The sequence below is a fragment of the Rhizobium aureum genome, from assembly GCF_030182495.1.
Taxonomy (GTDB): domain Bacteria; phylum Pseudomonadota; class Alphaproteobacteria; order Rhizobiales; family Rhizobiaceae; genus Rhizobium; species Rhizobium tropici_C.
Genome location: NZ_JAQJCI010000002.1, coordinates 502,211 through 521,814, shown reverse-complemented (window position 1 = coordinate 521,814; position 19,604 = coordinate 502,211). Strand labels below are relative to the sequence as shown.

Below are 19,604 nucleotides of genomic sequence, written 5' to 3'. Positions count from 1 at the left end.
CTGCTTCCTTCGCTGTGGTCTTATTGGACCGGCTTCAGACGCAGCAGATGCATGAGACGCATGCGGTTGTTGTCGTGGTTTTCCGGGTTCATCACGGGATCCTTGTCCGTGACCCAACCGGTGAAACGCTTGCTCGAATATTGGTACCAGGTCGGGCCGTTGAAGACGGGAACGACCGGGAAATCGTCGGCGATCAGCACCTGAATATCGTTGAAGATCTTCTTATGATCATCATCGGAAGACGACTTCAGATATTGATCGAAGAGCGCATCGAGCTTCGGGTTGGAATAGCGTGCCGCGGCGACGGTGAGCTTGCCGGCATAGGCCGTCGACAGGCTCTGATAATAGCCCTGGAACGGGGTTGCGCTATCCGCACGCGAGTTCATGACGACATCGAAGCTGCCATCGAGAAGCTGCTTGCGCCACTGCTCGTATTCGGGCGTGGTGACCGAGGCGTTGATGCCAGCGGCGCGCAACCCTTCGACGGCGATCTGCACTGCGTCAATCCAGTCGGTCCAGCCGTTCGGTACGATGATCGGGAAGGTAATCGGCTTGCCGCTCGGCGTGGTGCGGAAACCATCCGCACCCTTCTTGTAGCCGGCATCGTCGAGGATCTTGTTTGCCTTGTCGGTGTCGAAGCCCATGAAGGCGTCCTTGTCGCCTTCGGCTGCCTTGTTTCGCCAGCTTTCGAAGCGCGGCGGCAGGCCGCTGGCATGCAGGTTGACGACGGGGTAGCCGAAGCCGGCAATGTCGACCATCGACTTGCGATCCATCGCCAGGCTGAAGGCATGACGGAAGTTCAGGTCCTTGAAAGCCTCGAGATTACCGGCATTCGTGGATTTGAAGTTCATCTCGAAAGCAACGGTTTCCGCCGGCGGCTGCCAGTAACCATTGTGCTGCGGGTCGAGCGCGACGAAGGTCTTGTCAATCTGCGGCAGGAACGAACCGATCCAATCGACGGTGCCTTCCGGCAGCAGCGCCAGCATCTGGTCATTACCCGAAATCTGCGGCAGACGCAGGCAATCGACATGCAGCGATGTGGCATCCCAGTAGTTCGGGTTGCGGCACTGCTCATAGACTTGCGGCGTAAAGCGGCGAACCTCGGTCATCGGGCCGGAACCGACGGGCTTCTCGTTCTTGAAGGCGACCGGATCGGGAACGTCTTTCCAGATATGCTCGGGTACGACGGCGAGATCGGCCAGCGATTCGGGGAATTCGGAATTCACAGCCTTGAGGTTGATCTTCACCTGCGTTGGCGACGGCGCTTCGACGGAGGCGACCGTCTGGCCGACACCGACGGTATCGACGGCCGGGTTCTTCAGCATCAGATCGATCGTGTATTTCACGTCGGCCGAGGTCAGCGGCTGACCGTCCGACCATTTCACGCCCGGACGCAGCTCATAGGTGATCGACATCAGATCGTCGGAAAACTTGTAGCTGGTCGCAAGCCGCCAGACCGGCTTGCCGCCATCATTGGCGTTGAAGATGACCAGCGGTTCGTAGATGAAATCCATCGTGCTCTGGCGACGACCGGCCAGATCGAAGGGATTGAAGTTGCTGACCCAGCTGGTCTGCTCCTCGATATGCATCGTCAGCACGGATTCCGCCGCCGAGGCGATGCCGGAACCGAATACCAGCGAGGCGCTCAGTGCCGCCGCGGCCGCCCAAGGCGTCCGGTTTAAAAGATTGCGCAGTGTCCTTTTCCTCATTCCCATTTGTCGTTCCCTCTCGTTTTCGAGTAGTCAATCAAATTGATTTAATCGTGAGTTTTGAGACTCGTCAATCGCTGATTGGAAATCAACAGGGATGGATTGGACCTAATGGGCGCAGTCGCCGATGAGGCGGCGATATCGGGCGATTGGGATTGGGGAAATCGTTGCGGTTCGCCGCTGTCTGCAACGGCGGAGCGAACAGGGCATTGATGCCGCATACCGATGATATGGAAACGCCACCTTGATGCCGACATACAGAGAGCCGGCATCGAAAGCGCGGGAGTTAGGCGCGGCAGAAATTTATCGAACGGCCGTCACCGCGGCATTCGCGGATATGACGATGCAGTCGCCGCACCTTTGCGATCGTAATCGCAAAGCAATCTCTACTCAGTCGAGCGGATTGTAAGCCACGACATCCATCTCGACCTTGACATCGACCATCATCGGCGACTGGACAGTGGAACGCGCTGGCGGGTGATCGATGAAATGTTTCTCGAACACCGCGTTGAAGCTCGAGAAATCGCGGGCATCGTCCAGCCAGACATTGACCTTCACAACGTGCTCGAGCGTGCAATCGGCGAGGGCAAGAACATCCTTGATATTGGCAATGACCTGCTCGGTCTGGGTCACGATATTGCCGACGACGATTTCACCGTTGATGGTCGGCACCTGGCCCGAGACATAGACGAAATCGCCGGCGCGGACTGCCTTGGCGAAGGGACGGCGCTGGCCACCGGCCTGATTGTCGGCAACATCGAAACGGATCAGTTTGTTCCTGCTCATGATTGTTCGGTCTCTCCTTGTTGTCGAAGCCGCGGCCGCCAGCGCCTCACCACTGTAAGGAGCGGCCGACTCCCGGAGCACCCTCATTATCTGCCGCGGCACTGTCAGACCAGATCGTTTCGTGTCAATCTCCGCGGATTGCACCTTGTTAAAGTAGAGAATGAAGTTTTTCATTTATGGAAATGATCATAATTTCAAAAATTTACGGTAAAATCCTGGAGTGCCATTTTGATGCAAAAGCGAGAGTTTGCAGAGCGGAAATGCGATCCCAAGAGCATATCGCGTCCTTTTGTCTGGCCCTGCCCCGATTGCCTTTCCTCCCTTCCGCCTGATAAGACAGGGCATATTTCGTCATATGATTGATTGACATTGAGGAGGAGTTGTCATGGCAGAACTCGCGCAATTGCTTGCGTCCATCCGCATCCCAGATCTAGCCGGAAAACGGGTGTTGATAACAGGGGCTTCGACCGGCATCGGCGCTGCCGTCGCACGGGCCTTTGCCGCGCAGGGGATGAAGGTCGGCCTTCATTTCAATGCCAGCCGCGAACCGGCGGAAAAGCTGGCGGCAGACATCGAGGCCAGCGGCGGCGTGGTTCATCTGATCCAGGGTGACGTCTCGCAAGGCGGCGAGACCGAACGCGTCGTCACGGACGCGGCCGAAGCGCTGGGCGGCCTCGATGGGCTGGTCAACAATGCCGGCGGCATGCTGGGGCGGCTTCCCACCGTCGACATGACCGATGAACATTACGACCGGGTGATGAACCTCAACGCCCGCTCCGTGCTCGCGGCGACCCGCGCGGCCCACCCATACCTCAAGCAACAGGGCGGCTTCGTGATCAACACGACCTCGATTGCCGCGCGCAACGGCGGCGGCAACGGCGCGATCCTCTATGCAGCCTCCAAGGGGTTTGTCTCGACGATCACCCACGGCCATGCCAAGGAATTCGTCAACGACAAGATCCGGGTCAATGCGGTCGCACCTGGCGTGATCGCGACGCCCTTCCACGAGCGCTACACCAACGACGAACAGATGGAAATTCAACGCAAGACGATCCCCATGGGTTTCGTCGGTACGCCGGAGGATTGTGTCGGCGCCTATCTCTTCCTCGCCTCGGCAACGCTGTCCGGCTATATCACCGGCCAGGTCGTCGAGGTCAATGGCGGCCAACTCATGCCGTAACAGCCAATCGACTTCATGCGCCGGACAATGCTAGTCTTATCCGGCGCTGCGGCCCATCCGTCGCAGAAAATGGAGCGCGCGCGAGATGGCAAAGACGCCCATTCAGAACAACATCAAGACCTCGGTGGAACTGACGCATCCGGAGCGGGTTTACTGGCCCGATGACGGTGTCAGCAAGCAGGATCTCCTCGATTACTACGCGCTTGCCTGGCAGCGGATGCAACCCTTCGTCACCAATCGCCCCCTCGCCCTCCTGCGCTGCCCCGACGGCATCGATGGGCCGAAGTTTTTCCAGAAACATGCCTGGAAGGGCATCAATCCGCATATCGAGGAGATTGCCGATCCTGAAGACAAGGATGCGGCAAAGCTTTTGAAGATCGAAGACTTCGACGGACTGGCTGCCCTCGTTCAGTCGGCGGCGCTGGAAATACATCCCTGGGGCACGACCATCCGTCACTGGGAAAAGCCCGACATGATCATCATGGATCTCGACCCGGGCGAAGACGTCACCTGGGGCAAGGTCACCGCTGCGGCGAAGGAAATAAGGGAACGCTTTTCCGCCCAGGGATTGACCTCATTCATCAAGACCTCGGGCGGCAAAGGCCTACACGTCGTCGCATCCCTTACACCACAAGCAAACTGGCAGCAGGTCAAGGAGGCAGCCGAGACGATGGCGCATTCCATGAGCGCCGATAGCCCGCAGACATATTTGTCGGTCGCCAGCAAGGCGAAGCGGACCGGCCACATCTTCGTGGACTACCTGCGCAACGGCCGCGGCAATACCGCGGTCGCCCCTTATTCGACGCGCGCAAGAAAGGGTGCCGCGGTTTCGATGCCGATCGGCTGGGAGGAGTTGGACGGCAAGATCGGCCCGGCTTCTTTCACCATTGGCAACGCAGCCTCGCGTTTGAGCCGATCGAGCGCCGATCCCTGGGCCGATTTTTTCGCGGCGGCATCGCCGCTCAAAGTCTGACGCTATAGAAGAAACGGGACTAGTGCCGGCGTGCTCGCTTTATAGTCGGCATAAGCCGAACCGAAAGTCTCACTCATCCAGCTTTCCTCGATGGATACGCGTCGCAAAACGGCATAAAGCACCGCGACGATCGCAAGGACGGCTGCGATATCGCCGCGTGCGATGGCCGAACCGACGATGGCGAGCATCAGCCCGGAATAGATTGGATGGCGGACAAGAGCGTAGGGTCCGGAACGGATCAGTGCGTGATCTTCCTTGAGGGTAATCACCCCGCTCCAATTGCGACCGATGTGGTAGCGGGCCCATATCGCGAAGAGGAGCCCGACGAAGGTCAAAGCCGCACCGATCATATAGAACGTCAGATCCTGCGGGATTAGGCGAAACCGCAGAGGCCCCAGCCAGGAAGGATTGACCGCCAGAAAAAACGCGCCGATCCAGATCGGCGCGGTATTGCCAAGCCGCGACAACGGATCTTCCTGCCGCACGGTTTTCTTGCCGCCGAAGGACGCAAAAAACCAGATCAGCAGCCAGATGATCCAGCACGCGGGAATGAATTGATAGAGGAGCATCGCTCACGCCATATCTTTATCCAGCTCCGGATAGTGCCGGAAAATGCCGTCCTCGTTGAAGGGGATGCGGCGATCGGATTGAAGATAGCGAGCAATATTGGGCAGTTTCATGACAGCGGCATGCAGTGCCGCCAAGTGCGGATAGCGACGGTCCAGATGTGCGGTCGCGCGCGGAAAGGCATAACGCAACCCCTCATAGATCTGGAACAGCGAGAGATCGACATAGGTCAGGCTCTTGCCGAAAATATGGTTCGGTCCGTCCGGATTTTGCTGCAGTACCCGCTCGAAATATCCGAGGAACTTCGGAATACGATTGTCGATGAATTCGGCGGCGCGAGCCTTGGCTTCTCGCTTCTGGTCCTCATAATATTTCGAAATGGCTATAGGATGATGCGTATCATGCACCTCGGCAACGAGATCGGTGATCGTCAATTGCAGGCCATTCAACACATGACGCTGTGCTTCGTCCTTTGGTGCAAGGCCGAATTTCAAGCCGAGATACATCAGAATATTTGCCACATGCGGAATGATGACGTCACCGTCCTTTAAAAACGGCGGAGCAAACGGGATATTGGACCCTTCGCCATTTTCCATGATCGCCAGCATAGCCGGCATTCCCTGCCCTGCGCTCGCCTTGCCACGGCAGATATCGATATAGTCGGCGCCGGCCTGCTCCAATGCCAGCCGGACGAATTCGCCACGTCCCTGGATGCCGTCCCAATAGTAGAGTTCATAAGGCATTCGGCTTTCCCTCCCGAGAATTGAATAGGCTACCAGCGACGATCGGCGTGAATCACCGGTTGGCCTCGCGCAGAAATCCATATTCCGGAACGGAAGGGTGTCGACGATCGCGAGCCGACGAAATGACATCACCTCACCGGTCAATGCGCGCCAACCCAGAATTCGGCATTCAAGCGCAGCCTATGAATGCGCTCGGTGTTCATGACGTTTACGTGTCGCGGCCGCCTTCTTTGCGGAAGCGGAGCGTTCCGACGCCGGGCGTTTTGCGGCGGCGCGTCCGCCGATCTTGCCGCCCTTCTCGGAAGATTCATGACTTTCCGCATGGCCGCGGCCCGAGCCGGACTTTTTGCCGCCGCCGCTTTCTTTGTTTACGGTCGCCCACGCGCGTCGTTCCGCCTCTCCATGCGAGACACCGCGGTCTTCATAGCCTTCCTCGATATGCTCGGCCTTGCGTTTCTGCTTGTCGGTATAGGCCGATTTGTCTCCTCGTGGCATGATCTTTCTCCTTACTATGGAAGAAAGAGCAACACGTCGTCACGGAAAAGGTTCCGATACCTGGCCGGGAGAATTGCGATTGGCCGAAAACGGCCACAGGCGCCGATCGTGCTGCCGCGTCGCCCGGCGTTTGGCTGATGCCGGGAAAAACATGCCGACGGAACGGTCGATGATCAGGATGAGGATCAGCGCCGCCACAAGATAGATCGCCGCAAGTACGAGAAGGGACGTCACCTCAATCACCCCCCGGCACTGCCGCCAAAACGCAAAAGGCAGTATGCTGTGACGATCGTAGTACCAGTCATTTCCAGATCATCGATATGGCTGCAGCTCATTGCGTGGCTCCCTTTTCACTTGGTAGCATCGCTGTGTGACAGCTATTTCGCGATCAGGCCCCAAATGACCGAAATTATTGCGAATATTTCTCCTGCAACAGCCCAAAAAGAGAGGCGGCTCGATGTCTGCCATCGAACCGCCCCGGTCTTTGCCGTACCTCTAAAACCAGCGCGCCCTACGCCTTTGCAACTGCGGCTTTCTTCGATGCCTTCTTTGCCGTCGGCTTGGCGACCACCTTGGCAGCGGCGGCGGTCGGCTTGCGTTTGGCTTTGGGCTTTGCTTCGCCTCCGATAGCGATCGCGGCACTTTCGTCGAGCGCGATGCGTTCACCGCTCGCCCGTTCCCAGTGTTCGACATCGCGCCCGAAGGGATGGCCCTCCTCCTCCCAGATGGCATATGCGCGCTTCTTGATCCATTCGTCCCGAGATTCCAACATCTGCTGTTCTCCGTTCGCATCATTGAACATGGTTTCGATGAACAATGCCCGTTCTTGAAACGCGGGCTTTCACGCCTCCCCCGAGCATCCGAGACGCCATGGCCTAAAAAATGCCAGGCTTGTTTTCTTCGGTCTCGGCTCCCGAACGCAGTGGCGCTTCAAACAAGAAACAAAGTTACCGTGGGGGACGGTAGCGAAGCAGCCGAAGCACCCTAAGTATGAAGGCGCCAACAACTGTCTTCAATTAAAAATATCTAATAGGATGAGTTTTAGCACCATAATCGGCCAAAGATCTGCAATCGCAAGCCAGCTCGTTGCAGCTTTTGCGGGCAGAGATATACTCGCGCCATGATCGACCTGGTGGATGCCCATTGGGGCCAAGTTCTCGCTGTCCTGTCCATTGGGTTGGGGGCAGCCGCCGCGATCCATGCGGCAATGACCAAAGAGGATGTTCGCGCGGCGATCGGCTGGGTCGGTGTCGTGATCCTGTCGCCCATCATTGGCGCCGCGCTCTATGCTTTTGCGGGCATCAACCGCATCCGCAGGGCCTCGCTCAGTTCACAGCGAGATGCGCTTTTTCGCAAGGATGCGAACGGAGAACTCTCCAGCTTCGATGCCGAGGACGACCGGGTGCGGCGGCTTTTCGGCGAGCGTTTCGGCTCGATGAAAACGCTCGGCGACCGCGTCGTCCGCTATACGATGAGCACCGGCAACACGATCGAAATGCTGACCAGCGGCGACGCCGCTTACGGGGCAATGAAAGCTGCGATAGATGGCGCCGAACGCAGCATCCTGATGGAGACCTATATTTTCGATCGCGACCCGATCGGCCTGCGCATCGCCGACGCCCTGATCGCCGCCGCCAAACGCGGCGTCAGCGTGCGCGTGCTGATCGATGCCGTCGGCGCCCGCTATTCGGTGCCAAGCATCATGGGCTATCTCAGTCAGGGCGGCGTCGAGGTCGACGTCTTCAACGGCAATGTCATCATGGGCCTCAGACTGCCCTACGCCAATCTGCGCACCCACCGCAAGATTCTGAGCATCGACGGACGGATCGCCTTTACCGGCGGCATGAATATCCGCCAGGGATTCACGCGGGAATTTGCCCATGACCATTGCGCCCGCGACATGCATTTCTGCGTGACAGGCCCGGCGGTTGCCGATCTTTTCAATACAGCCGCCGAGGACTGGCGCTTTACCACCGGCGAGGTCCTCAGCGGAAACGAATGGCGGATTGCAGCGCCCTCCAATGAGCCGGGAGCGGCTGTCTTCATGCGGGTGGTCGCTTCCGGCCCGGACCGCAGCGTCGAGACCAACCACAAGATGCTCATCGGTGCCCTGTCGGTTGCACATAAATCGATCCGCATCATGTCGCCGTATTTCCTGCCGGATCGGGAGCTGATCAGCGCGCTGGTCACGGCAGCCCGGCGCGGCGTCGAGGTCGACATTGTCGTGCCGACCGCCAACAATCTCGTGCTTGTCGACCGTGCCATGACGGCGCAGTTCGACCAGATGCTGAAGAACTATTGCCGCATCTGGCGCGCCGAAGGCCCGTTCAATCATTCCAAGCTGCTGGCGATCGATGGAATCTGGGCCTATGTCGGCTCCTCCAATCTCGATCCCCGCTCCCTGCGACTCAATTTCGAAGTGGATCTGGAGGTGCTCGATCGCGGTTTCGCCGGCACGATCGATGCTCATATCGGCGCAATCCTGGAAACGGCGCGTCCGGTCGATCTCGAAAAGCTCCGGGCACGTCCCTTCGTCGTCAGGCTCATCGAGAAGGTTCTCTGGCTCGGTTCGCCCTATCTCTGACGGTCGAGCCCATAGACAATCTATCCCTGTCGCAGCCTTTTTACATGACAAGGCCGATTATCGCTTCTTATACTCCCATGCATGTGTCCGACATGATCTGATCAAAGAACGGTCGACGGATAGATGAAGAAAAAGAAAGAAAGTCTCCGTGCGAGCATTCTGGAAAGCCTGAAGAGCCGGAACAAATCGCGCGCCAAGCCGGTCGGCAAGCCTGATCGCCCTCAGGGCACGCTGATCGCCTCCTATAATGTCCATAAATGCGTCGGCGCCGACCGGCGCTTCGATCCGGAAAGGACCAGCCGGGTCATTCATGAAATCGATGCCGACGTCATCGGCCTGCAGGAGGCCGATACGCGTTTCGGCGAACGCACGGGCATCCTCGATCTGCGCCGGCTCGAACGCGAGACCGGGCTTACCCCGGTGCCTGTCGCCGGCGTTACCAAGGCACATGGCTGGCATGGCAATGTCGTTCTTTTCAAACAGGGCACGGTGCGCGACGTGCATCAGATAAGCCTGCCGGGGCTGGAGCCGCGCGGTGCCCTGATCGCCGAATTGGAACTGGCGCGTGGCGGAAGCATCAGGATCATTGCCGCGCATCTTGGCCTGCTGCACCGGTCGCGGGCGCAGCAGGCCCGCCTGATCGTCGACCTGATGAGCGATGGCGGCGAGGTCCCGACCATCTTGCTCGGCGACCTCAACGAGTGGCGGCTGGGCGATCGCTCATCGCTCAACACCTTTCAGGCCGCCTTCGGCCCGCTTCCTCCCGCTGTTCCGAGCTTTCCCTCGACGCTGCCGCTTCTGGCGCTCGATCGCATCATGGCAAACCGCCGCGGCATGATCTCGGCGGTCGAGGTGCATGACTCGCCGCTGGCGCGCGTGGCTTCCGATCACCTGCCCATCAAGGCCGTGGTCAGTCTGGAAGCGCTCGACTTCGACGCCCGGGCGCATTCACAGACTGCCTAAACGCTATCGACATGCTTCATGTTGATCCCACCGATATATGTGATGACGGGCGACGGACCATCTTATAGGCTCCCCGCCGAAATGACCGATCCGGGAGACAATCATGCTGAAAACTCTGTTGCTGACCGGCGCCGCCGGCGGTGTTGGCCAGGCAATCCGGCCGCTTCTGCCGCAGATTGCCGAGAGCGTTGTATTGTCCGATCTGACGCCGATAAACGATCTCCGTCCGAACGAGCGTTTCGTCGCCTGCGACCTTTCCGATCGCGGCGGCGTCGATGCCATGGTCAAGGGTGTCGACGGCATCATCCATCTTGGCGGCATCTCGGTGGAGAAGCCTTTCGACATGATCCTGCAGGGGAATATCGTCGGCCTCTATAATCTCTACGAGGCGGCGCGCGCCGCCGGCAGGCCGCGTATCGTCTTTGCGAGCTCCAACCACACGATTGGCTTCTATCGCCGCGACGAGCGGATCGACAACAAGGTGCCGACCCGACCGGATTCGCTCTATGGTGTTTCCAAGGTGTTCGGCGAAGCGGTCGCGAGCCTCTACTTCGACAAGTTCGGCCAGGAGACGCTTTCGGTGCGCATTGGCTCCTGCTTCCCCGAGCCGCGCAATACGCGCATGCTGGCCACCTGGTTCAGCGTCAGGGACTTTCTTTCCCTTTGCGGCTGTGCTTTCGATGCACCAAGGCTCGGGCACACGATCGTCTACGGCGCCTCCGACAATGACGAACAATGGTGGGACAATAGCAACGCTGCCTTCCTCGGCTGGAAGCCGCGCGATAGCGCAGCGCCGTGGCGGGCCGAAATCCTATCGAAAGCACCGCCGGAGGATCCCAATGATCCGACCGTCATCTACCAGGGCGGCGGCTTCGCCTCGGCCGGCCATCCGGAAGACTGACCCTCAGGCAATTCCAGGAAAATTACACTGCGGCTTTCCTGGAATTGCTGGAAAACGACGAGACGGAGCGGTTCAGAGATTCCGTGAAAAACTGAACCGCTTCAGCTGCCGTCGCGAAACAGCTTCCAGCGTGTCGGCCTGAAGGCGATACGGTTGCGATCCAAGGCATCCGCCTTGTTCGGCGGCAGCTCGATCTCGATAGGATCGTGCTCGGCACCGATGTTGATCTCAAGATGGCGGGTGCCTGCCACGCGCCTGCTGGCAACGAGCAAACCTGCAATCGCGCCGCCATCGCCGTCGCGGATCTCGATATCGTGGGGTCGGAAATAGAGATAGGCTTCGCCATCAGGCTCATGCGGCGTGCTGAGCCCCAGCGGCTTGTCATCGAACCAGATCTCGCCGCTGGTGATGCGCACCTTGAGACGGTTGGACTGGCCGATGAAGCCGTAGACGAAAGGAGAATTCGGCGAGTCGTAGATCTCGTCCGGCGTTCCGACCTGCTCGATAGCCCCCTTGTTGAGCACGACGACGCGGTCGGCGAGTTCCAGCGCCTCCTCCTGGTCATGGGTCACGAAGACGGTAGTATGGCCGGTCCGGTCATGGATTTCCCGCAGCCACTTGCGCAGGTCCTTGCGGACCTGAGCATCGAGAGCGCCGAAGGGCTCGTCCAGAAGCAGCACGTTTGGCTCGACGGCCATGGCGCGCGCCAGTGCAACGCGCTGGCGCTGACCGCCGGAAAGCTGGGCCGGATAACGCTTCTCTAGGCCGTTCAGTTGCACCAGCTCCAACAGCTCCAGGGCACGCCGGCGAATTTCATCGCGTGGCGGACGACGCGATGCCGAGCGGACTTTCAGGCCGAAAGAGACGTTGTCGAGCACGGTCATGTGCCGAAACAGCGCGTAGTGCTGAAACACGAAGCCGATATTGCGCTGCTGCACCGTCTTTCGCGACGCATCCTCTTCGCCGAAGAAGATCTGCCCCTCCGTCGGGGTCTCCAATCCGGCAATCAGGCGCAGTAGCGTCGTCTTGCCGGAGCCCGATGGACCAAGAAGCGCAATCAATTCGCTCGAGCGGATATCCAGCGACACGTCATGCAATGCGGGAAAGCGACCGAATTCCTTACGCAGGTTTTGAACGCGAACTTCCATCAAGAATTCCTTCAGTGACGCCGGCTGGCTGCGATCTCTTCGCTATAGCGCATTTCCAGCAGCGTCTTCAGTATCAATGTGACAAGGGCGAGCAGGGCCAGGAGCGTGGCAACCGCGAATGCCCCCGAAAAATTATATTCGTTATAAAGAATTTCGACCTGCAGGGGCATGGTGTTGGTTTCGCCGCGGATATGACCCGAAACGACCGAAACGGCTCCGAACTCACCCATGGCGCGGGCGTTGCAGAGCAGCACGCCGTAAAGCAGGCCCCATTTGATGTTCGGCAGCGTGACATGCCAGAAGGTCTGCCAGCCATTGGCCCCGAGCGACAGCGCCGCCTCTTCGTCCGCGCTGCCCTGCTCCTGCATTAGCGGGATCAATTCGCGCGCGACGAAGGGAAAGGTGACGAACATCGTCGCCAGCACCAGCCCGGGAACCGCAAACAGGATCTGAATGCCGTGGCCCTGCAGCCAAGGGCCGAGTGTGCTGTTCGAATTGAACAACAGCACGAAGACAAGGCCCGATATGACCGGCGACACCGAGAATGGCAGATCGATCAGCGTCGTCAGTAAGGCCTTGCCCTTGAATTCGAACTTGGCGATCGCCCAGGCGGCCGCAATGCCGCAGACGAGGTTCAACGGCACACTGATGCCAGCAACGATCAATGTCAGCCGGATCGCTGCGAAGGTCTCCTCGTCGACCAGAGCTCCAAAAAAGGTCTCGATCCCCTTGCGGAAAGCCTCGACAAAGACGGCGGCCAGGGGCAGGAGCACCATCAACGTCAAAAAGGCGAGCGAAATCAATATGAAGGTGATGCGCGCGAGCCGGCTTTCGGTGATGACGGAATGACCCGTTTCGGCAGCTGCAGAAAGATCATGCGCCATAGCCATATCTCCTTCTGCTCCACGACTGGATGAGATTGATGATCAAAAGCATGGTGAAGGAAATGAACAGCATCAGCGTCGCAATCGCCGTCGCTGCGGAATAATTATATTCCTCCAGGCGAATGACGATGAGCAGCGGTGCGATTTCCGAAACATAGGGCTTGTTGCCGGCGATGAAGATCACCGATCCGTACTCGCCGGCCGCGCGCGCAAATGCCAACGCGAAACCTGTCAGCGCTGCAGGCGCCAATCCCGGCAGAAGTACGCGCGTGATCGTCTGAAAGCGGTTCGCCCCAAGGGTTGCCGCCGCCTCTTCGACTTCGCGGTCGATCTCCTCCATGACGGGCTGCGCGGTGCGCACCACGAAAGGCAGACCGACGAAAATCAGCGCGATGACGATCCCGACCGGAGTAAAGGCGATCTTGATGCCGAGCGGTGTCAGGAACTGACCGATCCAGCCATTCGGCGCATAGAGCGTCGTCAGTGCAATGCCGGCAACTGCCGTCGGCAGGGCGAATGGCAGGTCGACCATCGCATCTAGGATGCGCTTGCCCGGAAAGCGATAGCGCACCAGCACCCAGGCAAGGATAAGCCCGAGCACCGCATTGACGAGCGCGGCGATGAAGGCGCCGCCGAAGCTCATGCGCAGCGCATAGAGCGTGCGAACATCAAGAGCCAAAGCCCAGAATTTTTCCCAGCCGAGAGCGCTGCTCTTCCACAGCAAGCCCGACAGCGGAATAAGAACGATAAAGATGAGCCAAGCCAAGGTAACACCGAGCGCCAATCCGAAGCCCGGAATGACGCTCGGCTGCCGTAACCGCCACCGTTTGCGGGTTATAGAATGCATTCAGTCTTACTGTCCCGGCTTGTAGATCTGATCGAAGATGCCTCCGTCAGCGAAGAATTTCGGCTGAGCTTGAGACCATCCGCCGAAATCGTCAATGGTTGCCAGCTTCAAGGCCGGGAAACGGGCAACATCCTTGGGGTCTGCAGCTTCCGGCTTGATCGGCCGATAATAGTGCTTGGCGGCGATCTTCTGACCCTCATCCGAGTACAGATAGTTGAGGTAGGCTTCCGCGACCTTGCGTGTACCCTTCGTGTCGACATTGCCGTCGACAACGGCAACCGGAGGATCGGCTCGGATCGAGACGGACGGAGTCACGATCTCGAATTGATCGGGGCCGAGCTCGTCGAGCGAGAGATAGGCCTCGTTTTCCCAGGCGAGCAGAACATCGCCGAGGCCACGCTGCACGAAGGTCGTCGTCGCGCCGCGCGCGCCGGTATCGAGAACCGGGACATGCTTCAGGAGCTTTGCGACGTAGTCCTGCGCTTTGGCATCGTCGCCGCCATTGGCCTGCTTGGCCCAGGCCCATGCTGCCAGAATGTTCCAGCGGGCACCACCCGACGTCTTCGGGTTCGGCGTAATGACTTCAACGCCGTCCTTGACCAGATCCCCCCAGTCCTTGATGCCTTTAGGATTGCCCTTGCGCACCAGGAAGACGATGGTTGAAGTATAGGGAACGGAATTGTTCGGGAACTTGGTCTTCCAGTCGGCGGGAATCTTGTGCGTCGCCTTGGCGATCGCATCGATATCGCCTTCGAGCGCCAGCGTCACGACATCGGCGTCGAGACCATCGATGACCGAACGGGCCTGCGCGCCGGAACCGCCATGCGAAGCCTTGATATTGATGGTTTCGCCCCTGTCCTTCTTCCACTTGGCGGCAAAAGCCGCGTTGAAATCCTTATACAATTCACGCGTCGGATCGTAGGAAACATTGAGAAACGTCTTGTCCGCCGCCCAGGTCGGCGCGACGGCCGCGACCGAAAAACTACCGATCAGAACTGCGGTGGCGAGAAGCCGGGAAAGCTTTATCGTCTGCATGGATGCACCCCCTTCGTTGTCCTTAAACCCTATCAACTTGGTCGTATAAAGTAACGAAGACCGTTCCCGTTTTAAGGAACTCCGGAGAACAGCATCCCATAGAATCTTGAAAAGTGAAATCACATTCCCGAACAGCGACGAGGGTGCGATCCAAGCACCTCAGGCGATGGAGTCGGACATGAAGACCGAATAGAGTTCGTCGGCGCTCCTGGCCTGCCGCATCGCCGTCAGAACGCCCTCGGTCCGCAGCCGTCTGGCAATCGCGGCAAGCACATTCAGATAGTCGCTCCGTCCGCCTTCCCCGAAAAGCAGCACGAACGCCCATTCCGTCGGAATATCGTCTATAGCCTCGAAATCGACGGCATGGGCAAAGTGCACCATCAATCCGCGCGGCCTCGTCATGCCGGCAATGGCGGCATGCGGAACGGCAACGCCGTTGCCGATGCCTGTGGTGCCGAGCTTCTCGCGAGCCTCCAGTACGCGCAGAACCATTGCCTCATCCAAGCCGAAGCAACTCGCCGCCTTCGACGACAGCATCTGCAGCGCCCGCCACTTGGTCGGAGCCGCCAATCCGACAAAGACGTGTTCGGGAAGAATGATCGTGGAAAGGTCCATGGTCGCACTCAGAGTCGGGCAATCGGTCGTTCTGGAATGATTTTCATCGCCGGAAGATCGAGGCTAAGCCACCTCGATAACGGATCCGAAGTCTTGATGGCTTCAATCCGGCTCGCGCAGGCGATAGCCGACGCCCGTCTCGGTGGTGATATAGTGCGGCTGATCGGGAATCTCCTCGATCTTCTGTCGGAGCTGGCGGACATAGACGCGCAGATACTGCACATCGGCCGCCGGTCCCCAAATCTGCTTCAGCAGGAATTGGTGCGTCAGCACCTTGCCGGCGTGCTGGGCGAGCACGCGCAGGATGTCGTATTCCTTCGGCGACAGCTTGATCTCCTTGCCGTCGACCTTGACGATGCGCTTGACGAGATCGATGGAAAGACCGCCGGTCTGGAAAATCGCCTTCTCGCCCTGCTGTTGCAGCCGATGGCGCAGCGCCACACGGATGCGGGCGGCAAGCTCGTTGACGCCGAAAGGCTTGGTCACATAATCGTCGGCGCCACTCTCGAGCGCCTTGACGATGCCCGCCTCATCCGTGCGGCTTGACAGAATGACGACCGGGATCTGCACCCCATCCTCGCGCCAACCGAGCAACAGATCATGGCCTGATTTATCCGGCAGGCCGAGATCGAGCACGATCAGATCAGGCTGGTCTTCATCGATCGACGCCTGGGCTGACGCGGCGCTCTGCGCCTCATTGACGACATAGCCCTGGGCACCGAGGCCCACGCGCAGCAATTTGCGGATCGGCGGCTCATCATCGACAACGAGAATCTTGACGGCAGTGGTGTTCATTTCAGTTCATCCAGCTTCGGGACATCTGTTGGTTTCGGCAGGCGAATAGTGAAGACAGCCCCTTGCCGATCAGTTCTATTGCCGGCGGCGATCGTGCCGCCCATCGCCTCGATGAAGCCGCGGCAGATGGATAAGCCAAGGCCGGTGCCGGCGCGCACCTGATCGCCCTTGCGCACGCGGTAGAACGTATCGAAGACGCGTTCGAGGTCGGCGGGCGGAATGCCGGGTCCCTCGTCCATCACGCGGAAGACGATATTGTCGACATCCGCCCAGGCCTCCAGGCGGATGGCCGATCCCTCAGGCGCGTATTTGGCGGCGTTGTCGAGCAGGTTGAACAGCACCTGTTCGAACAGCACCGGATCGACCTTCACCATCGGCAGATCGACGGGCATCTGCACATCGACGCGATGATGAGCCAGGATTTTTTCCGCCCGCCGCAGCGCGCTGCCGACGATATCGCCGCCATAATGCAGGGCGTAATTCGGCTCCATCGCACCGGACTCGATCTTGGTCATGTCGAGAAGATTGGCGATGAAGCGGTTGAGGCGTTCCGATTCGTCGATGACCGTCGACAGGAGATCGACGCGATCCTCAGGCGGTAGCGAATGAAGGTAGTCGCGCAGCGTTCCCGCTGCGCCGAGGATGGCAGCGAGCGGCGTCTTCAGATCATGCGAAATCGAGGTCAGCAGTGCGGAGCGCAGCCGGTCGGCCTCAACGGCGAGTTTCGCGCGGTCGACATCGGCCACCAGCTGCACGCGCTCGATGGCAAGTGCGGCCTGATCGGCGAGCGCATCGAGCAGCCGCTGCTGTTCCGGCGTCAGAAGCGGACCGTCGCGGCGATCGCTGTCGAGGCCGATGACGCCGACAGCGGTTCGACCGGTGCGGAGCGGAACATAAAGGCGCTTCGCGCCAGGCAGGGTATCCGCGCCACGGCCTGCCGCATGATTGTGCTCCCAGGCCCAGCGGGCCGCGGCAATATCGGCATCATCGAGCGTATCGTCGGGCGGATAGCCGGCCTTGACGGCGATCGTGCCATGTTCGGGAAGAAGCAGCACCACCCGCAGCTTCAGCATCGAGGCCAGCTGAAAGGCGGTGGCCCAGAGAACATCATCGAGCGTACCTGTGCCGGCGAGCTTCTTGGAGAAGAGATAGAGGTCTTCCGTCGTTCGTGCCCGTTGTCGCGCTGCAGCCGCTTGCCGTTGCACCGTCGCCGTCAGATTACTCGCAATGACCGCGACACCAAGGAAGAAGAAAAAGGCAAGCACGCTTTCCGGATCGCTGATCGTCAGCGTATAGCGCGGCGGCAGGAAGAAGAAGTTGAAGGCAAGCGCGCCGAGAAAACAGGAGTAAAGTGCCGGACGCAGACCCTGGGTCACGGCGCTTACCAGCACCGCCATCAGGAAAACGAGCGCCAGATTGCGGACATCCAGCACCTGATCGAGGATGACGCAAAAGCCCAGCGCGATGGCGACATAGAGCGTCGCCAGAACATAGCCGCGAAGCTGGAAGGGAGGCGGTGAAGGCGCGACCTTGACGCCGCGGCTCGCTGCCTGACCATCCGCTTCGCTACCGGAAATGACATGGACGCTGATATCCCCGGCCTTGCGAATGAGATCATAAGAAACTGAGCGGCGAGACCAATCACGCCATGAGCCGATTTTCGGCGAACCGATAACGATGTGTGTGACGTTGTTGCTGGCAGAATGACGAAGCAGCTCCTCCGCCACCTCCCGACCTGGAAGTGTGATGGCTTCACCACCAAGCTGTTCGGCGAGCCTGAGCGTTGCGGCAATCGTGTCGCGCTGCGCCTCGCTCAAACTGATCGAGCGGTTGGTCTCCACATAGACGGCTGCCCAGGGGGCACGCAAGCGCGCGGCCATGCGTGCGGCGTAGCGGACCAGCGCGGCAGAGCGCGGGTGATGATCGATAGAGACGAGCACGCGCTCGCCGGCAGCCCAAGGGCCCTGGATCGCGTGCGCCTGCATATGGGTCAGCAGCTGGTCGTCGACGCGCTGGGCGGTGCGTCGCAGCGCCAGCTCGCGCAAGGCCGTCAGGTTGCCGGGCGTGAAATAATTGGTCAGCGCCCGCTCGGCCGTCTTCGAGACATAGACCTTGCCGTCATGTAGCCGCTTGATGAGATCATCCGGCGTCAGATCGATGATCTCGACATCATCGGCCATGTCGATGATCGAATCCGGTACCGTCTCGCGCACCCGGATGCGGGTAATCTGCGAGACGACGTCATTCAGGCTTTCGACATGCTGGATATTCAGCGTCGTGTAGACATCGATCCCACGGTCAAGAAGTTCCTTGACATCGAGGTAGCGTTTGGGATGCCGGCTGCCATGGGCATTGGTATGAGCAAGTTCGTCGACCAGCACCAGGTCGGGGCGGCGTTTCAGGATGGCATCGAGATCCATCTCCTCGAGCGCCCTGCCCTTATAGTCGACATTGACTCGCGGAACGATCTCAAACCCTTCCAGCAGCGCCTGCGTCTCGCGGCGGCCGTGGGTCTCGACAACGCCGATCACGACATCGACACCGTCGGCGATCTTCGCCCTGCCTGACATCAGCATCTCATAGGTTTTGCCGACGCCGGGTGCCGCTCCCAGGAATATCTTCAGCCGTCCGCGTGTCTCGGCCCGCGCCTTTTCGAGAAGCGCATCGGGGGAAGGCCTGCTCAACATGTCGCGGCTGTCGTCTGCCATTCGAGAGTCGTCTTTCCTGATAGGTTGAGACGGCGCTAACCGTCTCAATCCCTTCAACTTATTGAGTCATAGAAGCATCGAGCGCCTGGTTCAATGCCAGCACATTGACCACAGGCTCGCCGAGAACGCCGAGCTCGCGGGGCTCGATGGCAGCATCGACGAGCGACTTGACCTTAGCCTCATCCATGTTGCGGGCCTTGGCGACGCGCGGAACCTGGAAATAGGCATCTTCAGGCGAGATATCCGGGTCGAGACCGCTGCCCGAAGTGGTGAGCAGATCGACCGGAACCGGCGTATTCGGGTTCTGCGCCTGCAATGTCGCAGCATCCCCCTTGATACGGGTGATCAGGCTCGAATTGGTCGGACCGAGATTGGAGGCCCCGGAGTTGGCGGCGTTGTAAGGTACGGAAACCGATTTGGTCGGATCATTCGGATCGGCGCCGGTCGTGGCCGAAGGGCGGCCGTGGAAATACTTATCCGCCGTGAAATTCTGGCCGATGAGGCTGGAGCCGATCACCTTGCCGTCCTTCTCCACCAGGCTGCCATTGGCCTGGTGGGGAAAGAGCGTCTGGGCGACACCCGTCATGGCAAGCGGATAGGCAAGGCCGGTCAGGACGGTCGTGGCGACGATCATGACGATGGCGGGTCTGATTTGTTTCAACATGAGAGAA

General features: G+C 59.5%; 20 protein-coding genes. 5 read left to right on the top strand and 15 right to left on the bottom strand.

Annotated features, from left to right (window positions below; all coding sequences use genetic code 11):
* Positions 1-20: 20 nt before the first annotated feature.
* Positions 21-1,715 (bottom strand): ABC transporter substrate-binding protein, encoded by a 1,695-nt coding sequence (locus PH552_RS08270; RefSeq protein WP_112344839.1) that lies wholly within the window; start codon positions 1,713-1,715, stop codon positions 21-23.
* A 384-nt stretch (positions 1,716-2,099) separates the two neighbouring features.
* Complete coding sequence (locus PH552_RS08265) at positions 2,100-2,495, bottom strand: RidA family protein (RefSeq protein ID WP_112344838.1); 396 nt, start codon at positions 2,493-2,495, stop codon at positions 2,100-2,102.
* A 385-nt stretch (positions 2,496-2,880) separates the two neighbouring features.
* On the opposite strand from PH552_RS08265, the gene PH552_RS08260 reads away from it, so the two are divergent.
* Both PH552_RS08260 and ligD read left to right on the top strand, forming a co-directional pair.
* Positions 2,881-3,675 carry an SDR family NAD(P)-dependent oxidoreductase gene (locus tag PH552_RS08260; protein WP_112344837.1) on the top strand — a complete coding sequence of 265 codons (795 nt, stop codon included), beginning with the start codon at positions 2,881-2,883 and terminating at the stop codon, positions 3,673-3,675.
* A gap of 85 nt (positions 3,676-3,760) precedes the next feature.
* Positions 3,761-4,648 (top strand): non-homologous end-joining DNA ligase, encoded by an 888-nt coding sequence (gene ligD, locus PH552_RS08255; RefSeq protein ID WP_112344836.1) that lies wholly within the window; start codon positions 3,761-3,763, stop codon positions 4,646-4,648.
* 2 nt (positions 4,649-4,650) lie between these two features.
* On the opposite strand, the gene PH552_RS08250 is transcribed toward ligD, so the two are convergent.
* From PH552_RS08250 to PH552_RS08230, 5 genes are all read right to left on the bottom strand, one after another.
* Complete coding sequence (locus tag PH552_RS08250; RefSeq protein WP_112344835.1) at positions 4,651-5,217, bottom strand: methyltransferase family protein; 567 nt, start codon at positions 5,215-5,217, stop codon at positions 4,651-4,653.
* Between the two features lie 3 nt (positions 5,218-5,220).
* Positions 5,221-5,958, bottom strand: a complete 738-nt coding sequence (locus PH552_RS08245; protein WP_112344834.1) for a glutathione S-transferase — start codon at positions 5,956-5,958, stop codon at positions 5,221-5,223.
* Between the two features lie 180 nt (positions 5,959-6,138).
* Positions 6,139-6,453: a plasmid stabilization protein gene (locus PH552_RS08240; protein WP_112344833.1), complete on the bottom strand. Its 315-nt coding sequence runs from the start codon at positions 6,451-6,453 to the stop codon at positions 6,139-6,141.
* A gap of 39 nt (positions 6,454-6,492) precedes the next feature.
* Positions 6,493-6,687, bottom strand: coding sequence for a hypothetical protein (locus PH552_RS08235; protein ID WP_112345202.1), 195 nt, complete (start codon positions 6,685-6,687; stop codon positions 6,493-6,495).
* A gap of 277 nt (positions 6,688-6,964) precedes the next feature.
* A complete protein-coding gene (locus PH552_RS08230; RefSeq protein WP_112345201.1) occupies positions 6,965-7,225 on the bottom strand; it encodes a DUF2934 domain-containing protein in 261 nt (86 codons plus the stop codon).
* A 348-nt stretch (positions 7,226-7,573) separates the two neighbouring features.
* Here PH552_RS08230 and PH552_RS08225 point away from each other — a divergent pair, with 348 nt between their 5' ends.
* From PH552_RS08225 to PH552_RS08215, 3 genes are all read left to right on the top strand, one after another.
* Complete coding sequence (locus PH552_RS08225; RefSeq protein WP_112344832.1) at positions 7,574-9,037, top strand: phospholipase D-like domain-containing protein; 1,464 nt, start codon at positions 7,574-7,576, stop codon at positions 9,035-9,037.
* A gap of 123 nt (positions 9,038-9,160) precedes the next feature.
* Positions 9,161-10,000: an endonuclease/exonuclease/phosphatase family protein gene (locus PH552_RS08220; RefSeq protein WP_112344831.1), complete on the top strand. Its 840-nt coding sequence runs from the start codon at positions 9,161-9,163 to the stop codon at positions 9,998-10,000.
* A gap of 103 nt (positions 10,001-10,103) precedes the next feature.
* Positions 10,104-10,901 (top strand): NAD-dependent epimerase/dehydratase family protein, encoded by a 798-nt coding sequence (locus PH552_RS08215; RefSeq protein ID WP_112344830.1) that lies wholly within the window; start codon positions 10,104-10,106, stop codon positions 10,899-10,901.
* Between the two features lie 101 nt (positions 10,902-11,002).
* Here the strand turns inward: PH552_RS08215 and PH552_RS08210 are convergent, their stop codons facing one another.
* The 8 genes from PH552_RS08210 to PH552_RS08175 form a co-directional block, all read right to left on the bottom strand.
* A complete protein-coding gene (locus PH552_RS08210; RefSeq protein WP_112344829.1) occupies positions 11,003-12,049 on the bottom strand; it encodes a sulfate/molybdate ABC transporter ATP-binding protein in 1,047 nt (348 codons plus the stop codon).
* Between the two features lie 11 nt (positions 12,050-12,060).
* Complete coding sequence (gene cysW, locus PH552_RS08205; RefSeq protein WP_162737012.1) at positions 12,061-12,933, bottom strand: sulfate ABC transporter permease subunit CysW; 873 nt, start codon at positions 12,931-12,933, stop codon at positions 12,061-12,063.
* Positions 12,923-13,780, bottom strand: a complete 858-nt coding sequence (cysT, locus tag PH552_RS08200; RefSeq protein ID WP_112344827.1) for a sulfate ABC transporter permease subunit CysT — start codon at positions 13,778-13,780, stop codon at positions 12,923-12,925. Before cysT ends, cysW begins: the two co-directional genes overlap by 11 nt.
* Before the next feature lie 6 nt (positions 13,781-13,786).
* Entirely contained in the window at positions 13,787-14,815 is a 1,029-nt protein-coding gene (locus PH552_RS08195; RefSeq protein ID WP_183760896.1) for a sulfate ABC transporter substrate-binding protein, read from the bottom strand.
* A gap of 159 nt (positions 14,816-14,974) precedes the next feature.
* Entirely contained in the window at positions 14,975-15,430 is a 456-nt protein-coding gene (locus tag PH552_RS08190; protein WP_112344825.1) for a PTS sugar transporter subunit IIA, read from the bottom strand.
* Between the two features lie 102 nt (positions 15,431-15,532).
* Positions 15,533-16,225, bottom strand: a complete 693-nt coding sequence (locus PH552_RS08185) for a response regulator transcription factor (protein ID WP_112344824.1) — start codon at positions 16,223-16,225, stop codon at positions 15,533-15,535.
* Positions 16,222-18,933, bottom strand: a complete 2,712-nt coding sequence (locus PH552_RS08180; RefSeq protein WP_112344823.1) for a sensor histidine kinase — start codon at positions 18,931-18,933, stop codon at positions 16,222-16,224. Before PH552_RS08180 ends, PH552_RS08185 begins: the two co-directional genes overlap by 4 nt.
* 58 nt (positions 18,934-18,991) lie before the next feature.
* A complete protein-coding gene (locus tag PH552_RS08175; protein ID WP_112344822.1) occupies positions 18,992-19,597 on the bottom strand; it encodes a K(+)-transporting ATPase subunit C in 606 nt (201 codons plus the stop codon).
* Positions 19,598-19,604 lie beyond the last annotated feature (7 nt).

Bases quoted from the DNA above. Each gene is read 5' to 3' on its own strand.
- cysW (WP_162737012.1), bottom strand. From the start codon at position 12,933: ATGGCGCATGATCTTTCTGCAGCTGCCGAAACGGGTCATTCCGTCATC.
- PH552_RS08190 (WP_112344825.1), bottom strand. From the start codon at position 15,430: ATGGACCTTTCCACGATCATTCTTCCCGAACACGTCTTTGTCGGATTG.
- PH552_RS08215 (WP_112344830.1), top strand. From the start codon at position 10,104: ATGCTGAAAACTCTGTTGCTGACCGGCGCCGCCGGCGGTGTTGGCCAG.
- PH552_RS08180 (WP_112344823.1), bottom strand. From the start codon at position 18,933: ATGGCAGACGACAGCCGCGACATGTTGAGCAGGCCTTCCCCCGATGCG.
- ligD (WP_112344836.1), top strand. From the start codon at position 3,761: ATGGCAAAGACGCCCATTCAGAACAACATCAAGACCTCGGTGGAACTG.
- cysT (WP_112344827.1), bottom strand. From the start codon at position 13,780: ATGCATTCTATAACCCGCAAACGGTGGCGGTTACGGCAGCCGAGCGTC.
- PH552_RS08265 (WP_112344838.1), bottom strand. From the start codon at position 2,495: ATGAGCAGGAACAAACTGATCCGTTTCGATGTTGCCGACAATCAGGCC.
- PH552_RS08220 (WP_112344831.1), top strand. From the start codon at position 9,161: ATGAAGAAAAAGAAAGAAAGTCTCCGTGCGAGCATTCTGGAAAGCCTG.
- PH552_RS08175 (WP_112344822.1), bottom strand. From the start codon at position 19,597: ATGTTGAAACAAATCAGACCCGCCATCGTCATGATCGTCGCCACGACC.
- PH552_RS08225 (WP_112344832.1), top strand. From the start codon at position 7,574: ATGATCGACCTGGTGGATGCCCATTGGGGCCAAGTTCTCGCTGTCCTG.
- PH552_RS08260 (WP_112344837.1), top strand. From the start codon at position 2,881: ATGGCAGAACTCGCGCAATTGCTTGCGTCCATCCGCATCCCAGATCTA.
- PH552_RS08245 (WP_112344834.1), bottom strand. From the start codon at position 5,958: ATGCCTTATGAACTCTACTATTGGGACGGCATCCAGGGACGTGGCGAA.
- PH552_RS08210 (WP_112344829.1), bottom strand. From the start codon at position 12,049: ATGGAAGTTCGCGTTCAAAACCTGCGTAAGGAATTCGGTCGCTTTCCC.
- PH552_RS08240 (WP_112344833.1), bottom strand. From the start codon at position 6,453: ATGCCACGAGGAGACAAATCGGCCTATACCGACAAGCAGAAACGCAAG.
- PH552_RS08195 (WP_183760896.1), bottom strand. From the start codon at position 14,815: ATGCAGACGATAAAGCTTTCCCGGCTTCTCGCCACCGCAGTTCTGATC.
- PH552_RS08250 (WP_112344835.1), bottom strand. From the start codon at position 5,217: ATGCTCCTCTATCAATTCATTCCCGCGTGCTGGATCATCTGGCTGCTG.
- PH552_RS08270 (WP_112344839.1), bottom strand. From the start codon at position 1,715: ATGGGAATGAGGAAAAGGACACTGCGCAATCTTTTAAACCGGACGCCT.
- PH552_RS08230 (WP_112345201.1), bottom strand. From the start codon at position 7,225: ATGTTGGAATCTCGGGACGAATGGATCAAGAAGCGCGCATATGCCATC.
- PH552_RS08185 (WP_112344824.1), bottom strand. From the start codon at position 16,225: ATGAACACCACTGCCGTCAAGATTCTCGTTGTCGATGATGAGCCGCCG.